This window comes from Acinetobacter sp. SFD (assembly GCF_001647575.1).
Classification (GTDB): Bacteria; Pseudomonadota; Gammaproteobacteria; order Pseudomonadales; family Moraxellaceae; genus Acinetobacter; species Acinetobacter pecorum.
On sequence record NZ_LSZJ01000011.1, the window covers coordinates 261,177 to 278,091 of the forward strand.

A 16,915-nucleotide genomic window follows, 5' to 3' on the forward strand; every position below is an offset into this window, starting at 1 on the left:
ATTCATTTATTTTAAAAAATATTTAATCCAGACTTTAGCTATTTTAAATTACCTGAAAAGGAGAATTTTTACTGCAAGACTTTGGTCGGTCACACCAGAAAACTGTAATTTTTATTCATAATCAGATTGGTGTCTTCAACCGCCTACAGCAGTAAAGCAGATGAAAGTAGTTTTCTGATAAATAAGGAATGCGAGCTCTATTCTGCTGCTAATTTCGCTGATTAAGCTTTTATTCACTTTACTTTCTGAACAGAACTGCGTAAAAATTTAGCCAAATATGTTCACTGTTAAAAAGTTATATTCTTTTAGAGTCTTGCTATTTTATGGATTTTAAGCTGACGCCTAGAATTGCTTAGTTTTGGAGAGTTACATGAGAAAGTTTCAATGCATCGTATGCGGATGGATTTATGATGAGGCAGAAGGCTGGCCTCAAGACGGAATCGTAGCGGGAACCAAGTGGGAAGATATTCCGGATGACTGGACCTGTCCAGATTGTGGCGTGTCTAAAGTCGATTTCGAAATGATCGAAGTCTAATGACGCCCAGTTAAAGGCCATATCTATATGGTCTTTTTTTATGCCTTTCTATCATTTATACAGCATGGAGCTCTACCATATGGAAACAACTATGCATCCTATCGTCATTATTGGTTCAGGTATGGCGGGTTATGCCGTAGCACGTGAATTTCGCAAGCTGAATCCAGAGCATGAACTGCTAATGATTTGTGCCGATGATGCAGTCAATTATGCTAAACCGACGCTTTCCAATGCTCTGGCCGGCAATAAAGCACCTGAACAGATTCCACTGGGCGATGCAGCTAAAATGTCAGCACAGCTGAATATGCACATTGAACAGCACACCTGGGTCAAAGCGATTCATCCGGAAGATCATCAGCTGATTCTTGAAAAAGATGGTCAGGAAAGCACGCAACCTTATAGCAAACTGGTCTTGGCAGTCGGTGCCAATCCGGTACGTCTGGCCATTGCCGGGGACGCTAGCGATGATATTCATGTCGTCAACAATTTAAATGACTATAAAGCTTTCCGTAATAATCTGGCAGCACGTGAAGATAAGCGTGTGGTGATTTTAGGTGCCGGTCTGATTGGCTGTGAATTTGCCAACGACCTGCAAAATACCGATCACCAAGTTACCGTCATTGATTTGGCACCGCAGCCGCTTGGCCGTTTATTGCCGGAATATGTTGCCACAGCATTCCAGAAAAATCTTGAAGAAACAGGCATCCACTTTGTCTTGGGCACCACGGTCGAAAAAGTTTCTCGAGCCAATAACGGTGATTATCTGGTCACGCTGGCCAATGGCCAGTCTCTGGTCGCAGATGTGGTGTTATCTGCGGTAGGCTTGCAGCCAAATATTTCTTTGGCGAAACAGGCAGACATCCATACCAGTCGCGGAGTTTTAACCACAGCACAACTGGAAACCAGTCAGGCCGATATTTATGCTGTAGGTGACTGTGCAGAAGTCAATGGAATCTTACTGCCTTATGTCATGCCAATCATGCAACAAGCTCGCGCTCTGGCAAAAACCTTGAACGGTGAACACACTGCCGTACATTATCCGGCTATGCCAGTAGCAGTTAAAACACCTGCTGCACCTTTAACAGTATTGCCTGCACCCGTCGATGTTGATGTCATCTGGGAAACTGAAGAGTTTGACGATGGCATGCTGGCTAAAGCAATTGATACCCATGGAACCTTACGCGGTTTCGTGCTTTTGGGTGCCACTGCAGCCAAACAGCGTCTGGCCTTGACCAAGCAGGTTCCTGACTTGATTCCTGCGGCAGTTTAGAGGTTTAATAGCAAGGATATTTTTTAAACAAAATATCCTTTTATCAGGACAGCGACCATGTACAGCTTAGAACAGCTTAATCTTTCCCCTTATACCCCGTTCATGCATGAAACTAAGGTCGATCTTGGTAATGGGATCCAGCTACATGTCGAGGTTGGCGGCAATCCGGAACATCCTACCATTTTGCTGATTATGGGTCTGGGTGGGCAAATGCTATACTGGCCGGATTTTTTTTGTAAATCCCTGATTGATAAAGGTTATCATATTGTACGTTTTGATAATCGTGATATTGGGCTGTCTTCAAAAATCCATCATAAAGGCCCACGCCTGAACACCCTGAAAATGATGAGCCGTTTTGTGCTAGGTCTGGGCAATCAGGGTGCACCTTATGATCTGTATGATATGGCGGAAGATGTCAGTCTGCTGATTGAAAAAATGCAGTTGGGGCAGGTCTATGTGCTGGGTGCCTCAATGGGCGGTATGATTGCGCAGATTCTGGCAGCCCGCTATCCGGACAAAGTTAAAAAACTGGGGTTATTATTTACCAGCAATAACCAGCCTCTGTTACCACCACCCTTTCCCAAGCAGCTCTTTAGTTTAATTGACAAACCATCTTCAACAGATGAAGATGGTATTGTCGACCATAGCTTGAAACTGTTTAAGATCATTGGCTCACCAGGTTATGTCAATCATCTGGAGGCAGTGCAGACCGCACGCAAATTATATAAGCGAAGTTACTATCCTGCCGGTATACTTCAGCAGTTTTTAGCAATATTATGTACAGGCTCATTGCTGCAACTGGACAAGCAAATCAAACAAGATACCCTGGTAGTCCATGGTTCTCGAGATCGATTGCTACCTCCTAGCCATGGCAAAGCCGTTGCGAAAGCAATTTCAGGGGCTAAATTTGAATTAATTGATGGAATGGGGCATGATATCCCACCGCATTTTATTCCATATCTTAGCGAATTATTTGCTGATCATTTTAAATCATAAACATTAGGACACTATGGCTGCATTACCATCCCTAAGACAGCTGTCATACCTCGTAACACTGTCAGAGACGCTGCATTTTACAGAAGCTGCTCGCCGCTCGTTTGTCACCCAGTCTACCTTGTCTGGCGGCATCATGGAGCTGGAGCGTTTACTCGGTGGCGTACTTGTTGAACGCGACCGTCAGAATGTTCGTTTAACGCCTCTTGGTGAACAAGTGGTTGCTCGCGCACGTGTTCTACTGGCCGATGCTCAGGATCTAATGCGTTTAAGTCGTGAGATGAGTGAACCCTTAACTGGTGATTTACATCTCGGAATCATTCCAACGATCGCTCCTTTCCTGTTGTCCCAGCTGCTAGACGAAGTGCATAAACAGTTACCAAAAATTCAGTTACATCTACATGAAGCACAAAGTGAAAAGATTGTAGAAAAGCTAGAACACGGTAATCTGGATATGGTCGCCCTGGCATTGCCTTTCGACACCCGTGGTCTGAAAGTCGCTGAAATTGCCAAAGAGAATCTGTATCTGGTTTATCAAAAATCTGATCAGCATGCGGCACAAGCCAATTCTCTGGCAGATCTGGACCTGTCTCGCCTGATGTTACTTGAAGAAGGTCATTGCCTGCGTGATCATGCTTTAAGTGCCTGCCCGATTGGTGAGCGTAAAAATGATCATCGGCTAAAAGCCAGCTCACTGCCGACTTTAATCGAAATGGTTTCAGCCAATCTTGGTTTTACCCTGTTGCCTGAAATTGCGATCCATACCAATATGGTAAAAGCTAATCCTGAGATTCAGGTAAAAGCCATCGAGTCAGCCCCAAGTCGTACCCTGGCATTGGTAACCCGTAAAAGCACTCCGCTACAAAGCGAGTTTGATGTGTTGTTACAGATTTTCCAGAAGATTACCCGTCACGACGGCGCTTAATCCCAGTATGATAAAAAGGAGCAACAAGTGTGCTCCTTTTTTTATATCCTAAAACTCATACTCCAACTCAAATAAAGCCAGCAAGGCCTCAGGTTGAACATGAGTAAAAATATTCCGAGATAGAAGATAAGCAGTCTAAAATAAATATCAGATCATTTCATTTACTGCACCTGCACCTGCACCTATTCTGCAGCACAGTTAAATCCTCTTTTCAGAATGAAAAAGAGGCTGAAGATTCAGCCTCTGGAAATACCTAAACCTATTTAAACAGCTCTAGCAAAACACGTTGTGCATTATGCGGCTTTTCACCTTCTTGCGGATGTGCTCGCACCCAGGTTCCATCACCTTGCAATAACCAGGCTTGCTGGTTATCTTTCAGGTAATTAAAAAGACCCTGCTGATAGATACGTTTTTTCAAGCCTTCATCTTCTATCGGGAAACAGGCTTCGACCCGGTTAAACAGGTTACGATCCATCCAGTCGGCACTTGAACAGTAAATCCGTGCATTGCCATTATTGCTGAAATAATACACACGGGTATGCTCCAGGAAACGCCCGACAATTGAACGTACCCGAATATTTTCAGACAGGCCCGGTAATCCCGGACGCAAACTGCAAATCGAACGGATAATCAGGTCAATCTGCACCCCGGCCTGAGAGGCCTCATAAAGTTTATTAATCAATTGCATTTCGGTCAGGGCATTGACTTTGACGATGATCTGCGCCGGCTTACCTGCCTGGGCAAAGGCAATTTCATTATCGATATAGTTCAGTAACTGGGCATGCAAGGTAAACGGCGCATGTAGCAGCTTTTTCAGCTTGGCCATTTTCCCCATACCGGTCAGTTCCTGGAAAATCCGATGCACATCTTCACACAGGTCTTTGTCCGTAGTTAACAGCCCATAGTCGGTATAGATTCGCGCATTGCCGGCATGATAGTTACCGGTACCCAGATGCACATAGCGCACCAGTTTATTATTTTCCCGGCGTACCACCAGAATCATCTTGGCATGGGTCTTGTAGCCCACAATGCCATACACCACCACCGCACCCGCTTCCTGCAGTACATTGGCGACTTCAATATTGGATTCCTCATCGAAACGCGCGCGCAATTCAATCACTGCCGTGACTTCTTTGCCATTACGGGCAGCTTCAGCCAGTACCTGCACAATTTCAGAATCCGGTCCGCTACGATATAAGGTCTGTTTGATCGCCAAGACTTGTGGATCACGTGCCGCTTCACGTAATAATGAAATGACCGGTGCAAAAGATTCAAACGGATGATGCAGCAAGATATCCTGTTTCTGCATTGCACTAAAAATATTTTCAGATTTTTTTAGTACTTTGGGAATAACCGGCGTATGCGAGTCATAGCGTAAATGTGGACGCTTAAAGTTAGACAGCAAACGTGCCAGATTGACCGGGCCAGCAACTTTATAAAGCTGATCCTCATCCAGATCAAATTCATTCAGCAGATATTCATAAATATGCTGTGGACAGTTTTCTGTGACTTCCAGACGTACCGCTCGACCAAACCGGCGTGAACTGAGTTCACCTTTGAGTGCCTTGGCCAGATCTTCCACATCTTCATTCAAGGCCAGATCGGCATTACGGGTAACACGGAACTGATAACAGCCGGTCGCCGTCATACCCGGAAACAGATCGGAGACATGCTCGTGAATAATGGCAGACAGCATCACATGATGTTCTTTGCCATCGGTCAGTTCATCGGGCAAACGTACCACGCGTGGCAATGACCGCGGTGCAGGCACTACGGCCAGATCAATCTGACGACCAAAGGCGTCTTTACCTTCCAGCGTCACAATAAAGTTCAGTGATTTATTCACCAGCCGCGGGAATGGATGCGCTGGGTCTAGGCTGATCGGCGTGAGAACCGGCGCCACCTGCTCCTGAAAATATTTTTTAACCCAGGCAGATTGTGCTGGAGTCAGCTCACCACGGCGCAGGAAACAAATATCTTCCTCACGCAGTTTTGGCAAAATTTCTTCATTCAAAATACGGTACTGACGCTCAATCGCGGCATGCGCAGTTTTAGAAATCTGCTCCATGACCTGCTTGGGTGTGAGACCATCCGGGCTGCGGCTTTCATTTCCCAGATCAAGCTGCTCTAAAACACCTGCAACGCGAATTTCAAAAAACTCGTCCAGATTACGCGAGAAAATCAACAGGAAATTCATGCGTTCGAGCAATGGATGTAAAGGATCGACAGCCTGTTCCAGAACGCGTAAATGAAAGTCCAGGATAGACAGTTCACGATTGATATAACGATCATTATACGTATATTCGGGCTGTACTGAAGTGCTGCTGGCTGCCGTATTCATATCAAACCTACGTGGATTTAAAATTGTGCTTATCGTTCCAAGTATGCTTCAATTTTATGACAATTTCATAAAAAAAGCCCAAATAATTGGGCTTTCTCTCTAAATAATATCTTAAGGTAATTCTGCATAACGCATATAACGCTTAATCATCCGCTTACGTGCATTTAAAGCAGACGAGTTACGATGATCCTGAAAATATTTCGGATTGGTGAGAATGGCAGCCAGAAAGATAGCCTGATCCTGGGTCAGGCTTTGCGCGGTTTTACCAAAATAATGTTTGGCCGCGGCTTCCACTCCATAGATGTTGTCCCCGAACTCGATCGAGTTCATATACACTTCCAGAATTCTCTGTTTGGACCACATGCGTTCCATCATCCAGGTGGCGACAGCTTCTTGTCCTTTACGTACAAATGAACGCTTATTGACGAGGAACAGGTTTTTCGCCAGTTGCTGGGAAATGGTGGAACCTCCTGCGACGACTCGGCCTTGATCCCGGTTTTTATTCAGCGCCTGTTGAATGCCCTCCCAGTCAAAACCATGGTGATGAATAAATTTTCCATCTTCCGCAGTGACAATTGCACGTTTCAGATTCAGGCTGATCTCGTCGTAGGGCCGCCACTGATGCTGAATCGGTTTGGAAGGTTCTGACCAGTAATCGATCCGCATCATCATGGTGGTGTTTACCGGATGGGTGCGCCACCAGGCCAGACTGGCAAAGATCCACAATTGAACCAGCAGGATCACACTGACGATGACGAGCATCGTGCGGATCAGAAAGGCTTTCATGTCAGTGCGTTACTCCTGAAAATTTAATTTTTCGTGTTAAGCTTATTCGAAATATACAATCACAGCAAAAAAATAGCATGTCTGAATACTCTCCCCCTGTCGCACATCGCAAACTTGATATGCATCTCTGGTGGATTACCGCCATTTTAATCGGCATCAATGTGGGATTATTTGTCTGGCAAGTCATGCATGGCATGGACGTGACCCAACCGAGTACCCGAGATGCTATTCTCTGGGGTGCAGATTATGCACCTTTAACTTATATAGCGGAACCCATGCGCTTGTTTAGCAGCATGTTTTTTCATTTTGGCCTGATTCATCTGATGTTGAATATGTGGGCCTTGTATATTTTTGGTAGTGTGGCCGAACAACTTTTTGGCCGGATGTATTTTATCGGCTTATATCTCTGCGCCGGTCTGATGGGTAGTCTGCTCAGTGGTTATATAAATATTCAAAACAGCTATAACCTGATTGAAGGTGGTGTCGCCAATCCAGATCTATTACCTGCAGTCAGTGCCGGGGCATCTGGTGCTGTGATGGGACTCGGGGCTTCACTGACAGTGCTGGCCTTATTGCCGATGCTACCCCAGCAACGCTTTATTCTGGATAAAAAAACCCTGGTAATGGTTCTGGGTCTAAACCTGGCATTGGGCTTTATGATCAGCGGAATCAACAATGCCGCCCATATAGGCGGCATGCTGATGGGTGCTTTGCTCACCCTGTTATGGTATATGGGTCAAAAAATGCAGCGTAGCCGCCTGTTCAATCTGATAGCCTTGTGTATCGGTTTTGGGCTGTGTGTCCTGCTTTATCAATATAACCTAGTCTTGCTTGAACCCATTCGTCCACTCTGGCAAGAAATGCTGGAACTCATGCAGCAGCAGTTACAACTTTAAATCAGAACCGGTTTAAAAGCCCAAGAGATGAATCTTACTGATTCATCTCGCGCAAGCTTTGTAAAGGCGGAATATCCGACAGATAACTCAGACGATAACGGCCAATTAACATACATAAAACGGTCATAAAGATCGGCAGGATAATCCAGATTTCCCAATGCGGCTGAATCATCAAATCCATTTTATAGCTGGCAATTGCACTGATGACTTCGGCAAACAGGCAGGAAACAATTCCGGCAAACAGCCCGATAAAACCAATTTCCAGACTCATCATGGTCTTCAGTTTCTGCTTGGAACTACCAAATGAACGTAGCAAAGCCACTTCACGTTTGCGTTCATCCATTAACAGGTTCAAACAGGCCATCAGCACCAGAAAACCGGAAATACTGACCAGTACCGCCAGAATCGTCACGATTTGCACCAGCACATTCACAAGGCGTTTGATCTCTTCCAGAATCAGGCTGACATCAATAAAAACCGTGTTGGAAAATTGCTGGATTACCGACACCAGTTTGCCTTTATCTGTCTCCGGCACATAAAAACTGCCCAGATAACTGCCTGCATTGGCATCCATGCTATTCGGGGCAAAAATAAAGAAAAAGTTCGGACTAAAACTTTCCCACTCGACGGTTCTTAGATTAACGACTTTAGCTTCCAGTATGCCTTCAGGCAGACTGAAACTGAGTTTATCTCCTATCTTAATGCCTAATTCTTCGGCCGTATTGGCCTCGACTGAAACCTCACCCGGCTGTTTTAATTCTGCCTTACCCTGAACAATGACATTATCCTGAGGATAGCGGTTTGACTGGGTCAGATTCAGCTCACGCTTTAAGGTATTGCTGCTTTTGACCAGTTCATCAGCAAAAGGCTGATCATTTTTGGCGACCAGACGCCCGCGAATATTCGGATAGAGTGGTGTGCTTTTCCAGCCATTCTGCTCCAGTTGGGCTTTCAGGGCTGGCATCTCAAAAGGTGGTAAACCATAAACAAACTGGTTCGGCGTACCTTCTGGTAACTGTTGCTGCCAACGATCTAGCAGATCAGTACGTAATACTGCCAGTACCGTAATCAGGCTCAGACCCAAAGCTAACGCCGTAATCTGCAAGGCGGTATGTGAAGGTGTTCTGACATACGATGATAGATTTAGCTTCATATTCCGCAGCAGCTTTAACACCATCCAGACCGTCACATACAGCACCACACATAACACAATAATCGCGCCAATCACCCAGGCGGTCAGCAGCAAGTTTTCAGTCAAAATCACACTGAAAATAATCAGGCTGAGCGTTCCGGTCAGCAGCATCCACAGCATGGACTGTACTGATTTTTCCTGCTGGCGAATCACCCGAATCGGCGGCGTATTTAGCAGTTGCAATAAGCTAGGCATCACAAAACCGAGCAGCACCACCGCACTGGTCAGCATCGCGACCGGCAATGGTCCAAGCAACATTGCAATGGCAGAAAATTCAATCTGCAAATTTGGAATCAGCTGCAACATTAACTGTAACAATCCATAACCCAGACCGATCCCGAGCACAGTACCGATCAGCATGGCAATCAGCAGCACCATCCCGAGTAAAGCCAGATAAGCTGACAGAATCTGCTGCTTGGTGGCACCGATACAACGCATCAAGGCAATATGATCCTGATTCTGCTGCACATAACGCTGTGCGGTTAAGGCTATGGCAATCCCGCATAATAAAATGGTCAGAATATTCGCCAGTTGCAGAAAAGTATCCAGATTGGCGATTGGCTTCATCAAACGGGTATTACCCTCACTGGCATTGCGCAACTTGAGACTGCTTTGCTCCTCAAACTCCTGCCCCTGTACTTCTGCTGGCGTTTCTGAGGTGTCGTTTGCTGACTTGTGCTGCTTGAATAAGGCTTCAAATTGTTGGGTATCATTCGGACGGCCCGCCATGAGAAGGCGATATTCGATTCGGCTCCCCACCTGAATGGCATTGGTTCTTGCTACATCTGCCTGGGAAATAATCACCGTTGGCGAAAAGCCGGAAAATCCAAGCTCCTGATTGGAGTCCTGTTCAATCTTTGCAGTAACTTTAAACGCAGCATCGGCAATATGGAGCTGATCGCCCAGTTTGACCTTGAGTAGATCCATGGCCCGTTGACTGAGCCAGATTTCACCAGATTGAATCGAGCGTTTGGCCGGTTGCACCCGCAGCTCACCACGCAAAGGAAAAGCCTGATCAATCGCTTTGACATTGACCATGACAAACTCTGCATCAGTATAGGCCATGCTGCTAAACACAATAACTTCTGACTGCTTTAGGTCCAGCTGTCTGGCCTGATCACGCCACTGCTCAGGCAAAGGTTCATTGTCTGAAAGCACCAGATCAGCAGCCAGCATTTCTGCTGCCTGCAAGGCGACTGCATTTTGAATCTGCTCATTGCTAAATTTAAGCGCAGTGGTCGCACTGATCGCCAGTGTTAAGGCAATAATCAGCAGATAAATCCCGGTCGTTTTAAAGCTTTGTGTCAGTAAAGGACGAAATAATGGATTCATTTCATCCCCCACTCGGATGTTCAATCAGCTCGCCATTCAACAGCTCAAAATGCCGCTGGCACTGCTGTGCCAGTTTTCGGTCATGCGTCACCAGCACCAAGGTCGTTCCCAGTTCCCGATTTAGTTGAAATAGCAGTTGTTCAATTTCTTTGGCAGTTTCGCCATCGAGGTTACCCGTGGGTTCATCGGCAAAAATGATTTTTGGTTCACTGACCAGTGCCCGGGCGATCGCCACACGCTGCTGCTCTCCCCCCGACAGCACTTTCGGGGTTTGCTGCGCCTGTCGATCCAGCCCTACTTTATGCAGTAGTGCCAAGGCTTTTTGCTCGGCTTCTGCATATTTAAAATCGGGTTTCAGGCGCAGGGGCAGCATCACATTTTCAAGTGCAGTCAGATGTGGCAACAGCTGAAAAGACTGAAATACAAAGCCGATATTTTTCAAACGCACCAGTGCACGCTGTTCTTCATCCAGACTTGACACCAATTCACCACAGACCATAAGCTGACCTGAACTGGCCTGATCCAGTGTTGCCAGAATACCCAGTAATGTGGATTTTCCGGAACCGGAACGACCCGTAATCGCTACCTGTTCCCCAGCCCGAATTTCCAGGTCAAGATTCTCAAAAATGGTGAGCTGTTTTTGTGAAAGTTGTATCTTTTGTGTCAATTTCTGGGCAGAAATAATAGCCTGTGGCATGATGGTCGAATCGTTGCTGCTTTGAATCATACGTGTCCTATATGAAAGATCTTAATCAGAAAACCCGGCTATTGCCTTACTTGTTTTTGCTCAGTCTGTGCCTGTTTCCTCTTGGGGTTTCAGCAAAGACAATTATGATTTTAGGTGATAGTTTAAGTGCAGGATATGGTATCCAGCCTCAGCAAGGCTGGGTAAATTTGTTACAAAAGCGTTTAGAGCAACAGTATCCGAAACAGCATAAAGTGGTCAATGCAAGTGTCAGTGGCGAAACCACCAGCGGAGCGCTGGCCAGACTACCAAAATTGCTACAAACGCATCGTCCAGACCTTGTGGTGATTGAGTTAGGTGGCAATGATGGCTTGCGTGGACAACCGCCACAAATGATTCAAAAAAATTTAGCCAGCCTGATTCAGCAGAGCCAGAAAGCCAAAGCCAAAGTTATTGTATTTGGTATGAAAATGCCGCCTAACTACGGTCAGGCATATAGCAAGACCTTTGAAAATAATTATAAAGTGGTCAGTCAGCAATATAAGGTGAAATTATTGCCTTTCTTCCTGGAGGGTGTGGCCGGCAACAAAACCCTGATGCAAAAAGATTTGGTTCATCCGAATGCCAAAGCGCAAACCATCCTGTTAAACAATGCTTATCCATCCATTAAAGGCGCTTTATAAAGCGCCTTTAATGGATTCAAATCTTAAAATCTGACTTAGAAATCAAAGAATGTAACTTCACCTGTTTCAAGTGAATATTCTGCTCCCACGACCAGTAATTTACCTTTGGCAATCAAATTTTCCAGTACGGCTGAACCATGACGAAGCTGGTTCACTGAAGCAAATACATTCGATCGAATAGCATGTATGGACAGTTTGTCCAAATCATCTTTTAATTCAGTTTGCATCAGAATTTCGACTGATGGACGTACCCGGTTCACAATCGACATCAAATTTGCAGATGGCGGTGTTGCCGGATTGGTCAAGGCTTCAATTGTAGAATGAATTGCGCCACAATGCGTATGGCCTAATACAATAACCACTGGACAGCCAAAGCTGTCTGCAGCGAACTCAACACTGCCGACTTGAGAGGGTGCCACAATATTGCCTGCTACCCGAATCACAAATAGATCACCCAGCCCCTGATCAAATACCATTTCTGCCGGGACACGCGAATCCGAACATCCTAAAACAATAGCAAATGGTTCCTGACTTTCTGCCATTTCAGCGCGTTGCTGATGCGATAATAATTTTAAATGCTGCGTTTCACCATTGACAAAGCGCTGGTTACCCTTTTTAAGACGATCTATAGCTTCCTGAGCTGTGAGCATTCTTTTTTACCATCGATGTTTTTAGTGGGAATATCTTACTGCTAGATTTTTTGAATGTCACTTGCAAAAAAAATTACCCGTTTAAATTTTTTAGCTTTTGATGATTTCTTGTTCTGTGTGTTTTTCTGTGAAATTCATCACATTTCATTCAGGATTTTTCTGCCCGGACTATTCATTAACAGATGTACAATATTAAGGAATGTTTTAAAATAAGTTGAAAGATTACGATTTGATTCATCTATAAATTGCAAATCGATAACACGGAAGTATTTTGAGCATTTTGCTTGGTGGGTTTATTTTGGGGAATAGCCAATGAAGAAAATAATAAGATTGCGCTCGAAAATGATCTGTTCAACCCTGGTTGCCTTAAGCATGGCATTACCAGGCCTGACCCATGGTCAAAATCTGTTTGGCCAGAAAAGTGAAAAGTCTGCCCAAGTATTGCAGCAACATCTATTGCAGGAACGTAGCCTTGCCGGACTCAAGTCCAAGACCCTCAAAATTGGAGAGGTGACCTGGAGCTATAGCGAAGGCGGGTCCAAGAACAAACCGTCAATTCTACTGATTCATGGCCTGGCCGGCACCCGTGACAACTGGAATCGGGTGGCTCAGTTTCTGACACCTTATTATCATGTCATCATTCCTGACTTGCCGAGCAATGGCGATACCAAAGTGCCAGACGATTTTGATGTTTCTGTGCCCAATGTTACCTCTCAACTGCGGTTGTTCCTTGAAACCTTAAATGTGGACGAAAATTTACACATTGCCGGCCACTCTCTGGGTGGATCGATTGCTACGGTGTATGCTTCACAATATCCTTTCGATACTCAGAGTCTATTTCTTATTAATAGTGCTGGTCTTTACAAAATGGGGAATACTCCCTACACCAAAGACCCACAAGCCTTAAAAGATCTGATCGTCAGCAAACCCGGCGATCTGCAGGATGTATCCAAAGAGCTGATGCAGAACCCGCCAGTAATTCCTTATCAGTTGCGCCATGCACAGGAAAAACTGCTGATTTCACGCGCTGAACAAACCAGCAAATCGATTGATCAGGTGGTGATGCTAAACCGGATTTATACACCGGAAACCTTTGCCCGTCTGACCCGTACAGTTGAAGCACCCACCTTGATTTTATGGGGCAGACAGGATCGGATCATTAATGTTGAAGTGGTCAAGGAACTGCATGCCCTGCTGAAACGTGCCGAAAAACCGGTGATTTTGAACAATGTCGGGCATATGCCGATTCTGGAAGCAGAAAAACAGGTCGCACAACATTATTTGCCTTTTCTGGCCAAGACACAGACCCTAAAAAACCCGCTTGCTGATAAACTCATTCCTTTATATTAAGTTTCAGAGATGCTATGCAGAAACACCCGATGATTGAGCAGTTGATCGATGCTCAACTTGATTTTCTCGATCAGGCATTTTCTCAATCTGAAACGATTCAAACCGAGTTTCATGCATTTTATTTGTGGTTGCGTAAACAGACACTAAAAGAGCTGTGGAGCTGTGAAGCAATCAATCAGCTTTTACAGAAACAGATTCTGGATACAGCTACCAGTAGCTTTCTGATTGAACAGATTGCCGAGCATATCCGTTTTGCACTGGTGCATCCGGCCAATGACACCACCACGATTGCCGATCTGATTCCAGTACTGACCATAGACAAGATTGCCCAGTATGTGGCCAGCAAAAGTGACCATCGGCAGCGTCTGATTAAAACCGTAGTCAATAATCCGGCATTTTCAGCCATGATTACCCAATTGATCCAGCACTCCATTCAGGATTATCTGGATAACTCCATGATTGCCAGAAGTGTGCCCGGGGTTTCCCGTTTTATGAAAATGGGCAAATCCGTTCTGGAAAATGTCACCGATACCAACCTCGATAGCACCATTGCGCGTTATCTGCAAAAGAACATTCTGAAGCTCAGCCAGATGAGTGAGCATGTGCTGAACCAGCATTTTGACGATGAAAAACTCTATCATTTTCAGGCTAATCTCTGGCATAAAATCAAGGTCATGCCTGTATCTGTCTTGAAGAAGTATATTGAGCTACAGGATCTGAATCAGACGGTCGGCTTAGGTCATGACATCTGGGATCACATACGCCAGACCGACTATCTGCAGCAGCAGTTACATGACGGAATTCATACCTGGTATGTCCGCAATCAGGAACATACTTTTGATCAGTTATTACGTGATCTGAATATTGATGAAGCTCTCATTCAGAATGAATTGCAGCAACTGCTCAGCCCGGTAATCCAGCAGATGGTTTCTCAAGGCCATTTACGTGAACGCGCGCGCAAATATCTGGAACAATTTTATTATCATGAAGATACTTTAAAAATCCTTAAAATTTAAATAAAAAAGCCGCTTTATAGCGGCTTTTTTATTTTATTGTGTGCTTAGAATTTTGCATTCAGGCTAATACCGTAACGGCGGCCATCCAATAATTGATCCCCATCAATATCTTCAGCTTTTTCATCCAGTAGGTTATAGACGCCAAATTTACCGGTCAAATTCGGACTGAATTTATAGTTAAAGCCGACATCTACAAATTGGTAGCCTGGATTTGGCTGAGCCATAGAAGTACGGCTCAAGTATGCAGAGGTTTCAGAACGGTGGTGCAAGCGGCTCCATACATTTAATGCATCATTTAGCTCATAATCGACACCAATATTAAACATGTGTTCTGGCATCTGGTTCAGTGGCTGGCCTTTAAAAGCACCCGATTTAAACTCTGAATCGGTATAGGTATAGTTTGCAGTCAAGGTCGTGTAATCATTCAGACTGGCTTCTATCGTTGCTTCTACACCACGAATTTCCGCTTCATCTACATTAATCCGTTCACTAATAAAGTAGAATGGAATATCTCCTTCGAAACATTTCCAATTCTGCCAGTTATTACGGTTTGTTGTTGTGCCATCAGTATCGGTTTCGCAGGCACGAACTTCCGTAATCCGGTCTTTATATTTAGTGATAAAGCCAGTTAACGATGTATTGATATAATCATTTTTCCAGTTGAAACCTAATTCAGTCGATACACTTGATTCAGGTTTCAAGTCCGGATTGGCACGAATAATGCCACGGCCTGTTGGCAAGGGTGAACCGCCACCACCCGTGACGCTATAGAACCCTTCTGTGGCTGCACGAATATCAGGCTGTTTATAACCTGTGGCTACACCACCTTTTACTACAAAGTTATCATTTACCGCGTACACCCCATACAGTCGTGGCGATAAATGGCCACTATAGTTTTCATCATGGTCATAACGCAGGCCAGCGGTTAAATCGAAACGATCTGTCATGCTCCAGGTATCTTCAAGGAATGCAGCAGCAGACCATCGTGTTAACTCACTAAATTCAGGTGCAGTGGGATTCCGGTTAGTGGCTTTATCGACCAGTTTTTCATCTTTAAGATACCCACCGAATGACAGCATGTGATCACCTAAGGCCCAGTTCCATTGACTGTTTGCTGTCCAGGTATCCAGGGTAATCCCTTTGGTGCCGAGTTCCGTATTTCCACGATCCGGATTTTTTGAATTTTCATACTGGATATAAGATGAACTGTCCAAGTTATCGCTATAACGGCCATTATGGGTTACTGAATAAACGTTACGGTAATTACGCGAGAATGAATCTGCAGCGCCTTGAACGGCTGCTACCGTCTTACCGACTGAAGTCGTGGATTCCTGCTGCACAAAATTGGCTTCAACCTGCACATCATGATCATCATTAATGGCATAGCTCAGACGTGAATTTAAGCTTTCACGTTCTGTGCCACGAAAACCGCCAACATAACGGTCTTCATTACGTTCCTGCTTATTGACTGCTAGCTGCAAGCCCAGCTTGTCTGCAATTAAAGGACCGGTAAGATATGCAGAAGCATTTTTAATATCACCTGAACGACTACTGTCCTGAAGCGTGGTTCCTAATTCGACATGACCAGACCATTCATCCGAGACTTTTTTGGTAATGATATTGACTACCCCGCCCATGGCATCCGTACCATACAGTGTAGAAGCTGGACCACGAATAATTTCAATACGTTCGATAGCGGCAAGCGGTGGCAGAATATTTTTCTCAAAACCGCCATCATCCCCATTCGGGTTCACATCCTTGCCATATTGACGCTTACCATCGACCAGAAACAAGGTATAGTTTGAACTCATGCCTCGAATACTGATGGTCTGTGCAGAACCTGAACCCGAAACCACTACGCCAGGCGTATTACGCAGCACATCAGTAATGTCGTTATATTCACGTTTATCCAATTCTTCACGATCAATCACGGTAATGGAAGCAGGTGCTTTAGCCAAATCTTGCTCATAACCTGTTGCGGTCACCACAATCGTTTGCAGTTTAGTCGCTTCCGCCTGTGGAACAACAGCTTCGACTGCAAATGCATTACCCGTCATGACTGAAGTTACAGCAAATGCCAAAGTGGTTTTTAAGAATGGCTTATTCATACCTTGCGCGCCCCAATATTTATGAAGAGATCATGTTTATTCGGTTGCGAAGTGTAACAGCTTTCCATTTAAATGCAATTGCTATTGATAATAATTATCATTAATATTCACTATATTTTAAGCCAGATATAAAAAAACCTCGAACTTTCGAGG

General features: G+C 44.9%; 14 protein-coding genes. 8 read left to right on the forward strand and 6 right to left on the reverse strand.

Annotated features, from left to right (window positions below; all coding sequences use genetic code 11):
* Positions 1 to 370: 370 nt before the first annotated feature.
* The 4 genes from rubA (at position 371) to oxyR (ending at position 3,723) form a co-directional block, all read left to right on the forward strand.
* The gene (gene rubA, locus AY605_RS06710) at positions 371 to 535 is read left to right on the forward strand and encodes a rubredoxin RubA (RefSeq protein WP_004279415.1); all 165 of its coding nucleotides are present in this window, start codon (positions 371 to 373) and stop codon (positions 533 to 535) included.
* A gap of 91 nt (positions 536 to 626) precedes the next feature.
* Positions 627 to 1,805: a rubredoxin reductase RubB gene (rubB, locus tag AY605_RS06715; protein ID WP_064095667.1), complete on the forward strand. Its 1,179-nt coding sequence runs from the start codon at positions 627 to 629 to the stop codon at positions 1,803 to 1,805.
* A gap of 57 nt (positions 1,806 to 1,862) precedes the next feature.
* Positions 1,863 to 2,801, forward strand: a complete 939-nt coding sequence (gene estB / locus AY605_RS06720) for an esterase EstB (RefSeq protein WP_064095668.1) — start codon at positions 1,863 to 1,865, stop codon at positions 2,799 to 2,801.
* Between the two features lie 13 nt (positions 2,802 to 2,814).
* Positions 2,815 to 3,723 carry a LysR family transcriptional regulator OxyR gene (gene oxyR / locus AY605_RS06725; RefSeq protein ID WP_064095669.1) on the forward strand — a complete coding sequence of 303 codons (909 nt, stop codon included), beginning with the start codon at positions 2,815 to 2,817 and terminating at the stop codon, positions 3,721 to 3,723.
* 259 nt (positions 3,724 to 3,982) lie between these two features.
* Here oxyR and ppk1 read toward each other — a convergent pair whose 3' ends face one another.
* Both ppk1 and mtgA read right to left on the reverse strand, forming a co-directional pair.
* On the reverse strand, positions 3,983 to 6,064 hold the full coding sequence (gene ppk1, locus AY605_RS06730) for a polyphosphate kinase 1 (protein ID WP_064095670.1): 2,082 nt from the start codon (positions 6,062 to 6,064) through the stop codon (positions 3,983 to 3,985).
* Between the two features lie 111 nt (positions 6,065 to 6,175).
* Complete coding sequence (mtgA, locus tag AY605_RS06735) at positions 6,176 to 6,850, reverse strand: monofunctional biosynthetic peptidoglycan transglycosylase (protein ID WP_064095671.1); 675 nt, start codon at positions 6,848 to 6,850, stop codon at positions 6,176 to 6,178.
* A gap of 77 nt (positions 6,851 to 6,927) precedes the next feature.
* On the opposite strand from mtgA, the gene AY605_RS06740 reads away from it, so the two are divergent.
* Positions 6,928 to 7,746 carry a rhomboid family intramembrane serine protease gene (locus tag AY605_RS06740; RefSeq protein WP_064095672.1) on the forward strand — a complete coding sequence of 273 codons (819 nt, stop codon included), beginning with the start codon at positions 6,928 to 6,930 and terminating at the stop codon, positions 7,744 to 7,746.
* Between the two features lie 34 nt (positions 7,747 to 7,780).
* Here the strand turns inward: AY605_RS06740 and AY605_RS06745 are convergent, their stop codons facing one another.
* A complete protein-coding gene (locus AY605_RS06745) occupies positions 7,781 to 10,270 on the reverse strand; it encodes an ABC transporter permease (RefSeq protein WP_064095673.1) in 2,490 nt (829 codons plus the stop codon).
* Position 10,271: 1 nt separating this feature from the next.
* Positions 10,272 to 10,997 carry an ABC transporter ATP-binding protein gene (locus AY605_RS06750; RefSeq protein ID WP_064095674.1) on the reverse strand — a complete coding sequence of 242 codons (726 nt, stop codon included), beginning with the start codon at positions 10,995 to 10,997 and terminating at the stop codon, positions 10,272 to 10,274.
* 11 nt (positions 10,998 to 11,008) lie between these two features.
* Between AY605_RS06750 and AY605_RS06755 the strand changes: the two genes are divergently transcribed.
* Positions 11,009 to 11,638: an arylesterase gene (locus AY605_RS06755; RefSeq protein WP_064095811.1), complete on the forward strand. Its 630-nt coding sequence runs from the start codon at positions 11,009 to 11,011 to the stop codon at positions 11,636 to 11,638.
* Positions 11,639 to 11,673: 35 nt separating this feature from the next.
* Here the strand turns inward: AY605_RS06755 and AY605_RS06760 are convergent, their stop codons facing one another.
* On the reverse strand, positions 11,674 to 12,288 hold the full coding sequence (locus AY605_RS06760) for a carbonic anhydrase (protein WP_064095675.1): 615 nt from the start codon (positions 12,286 to 12,288) through the stop codon (positions 11,674 to 11,676).
* Between the two features lie 312 nt (positions 12,289 to 12,600).
* Here AY605_RS06760 and AY605_RS06765 point away from each other — a divergent pair, with 312 nt between their 5' ends.
* Positions 12,601 to 13,638 carry an alpha/beta fold hydrolase gene (locus AY605_RS06765; protein WP_064095676.1) on the forward strand — a complete coding sequence of 346 codons (1,038 nt, stop codon included), beginning with the start codon at positions 12,601 to 12,603 and terminating at the stop codon, positions 13,636 to 13,638.
* Positions 13,639 to 13,652: 14 nt separating this feature from the next.
* Positions 13,653 to 14,654 (forward strand): hypothetical protein, encoded by a 1,002-nt coding sequence (locus AY605_RS06770; protein ID WP_064095677.1) that lies wholly within the window; start codon positions 13,653 to 13,655, stop codon positions 14,652 to 14,654.
* A gap of 44 nt (positions 14,655 to 14,698) precedes the next feature.
* Here AY605_RS06770 and AY605_RS06775 read toward each other — a convergent pair whose 3' ends face one another.
* Positions 14,699 to 16,762: a TonB-dependent receptor domain-containing protein gene (locus AY605_RS06775; RefSeq protein WP_064095678.1), complete on the reverse strand. Its 2,064-nt coding sequence runs from the start codon at positions 16,760 to 16,762 to the stop codon at positions 14,699 to 14,701.
* Positions 16,763 to 16,915 lie beyond the last annotated feature (153 nt).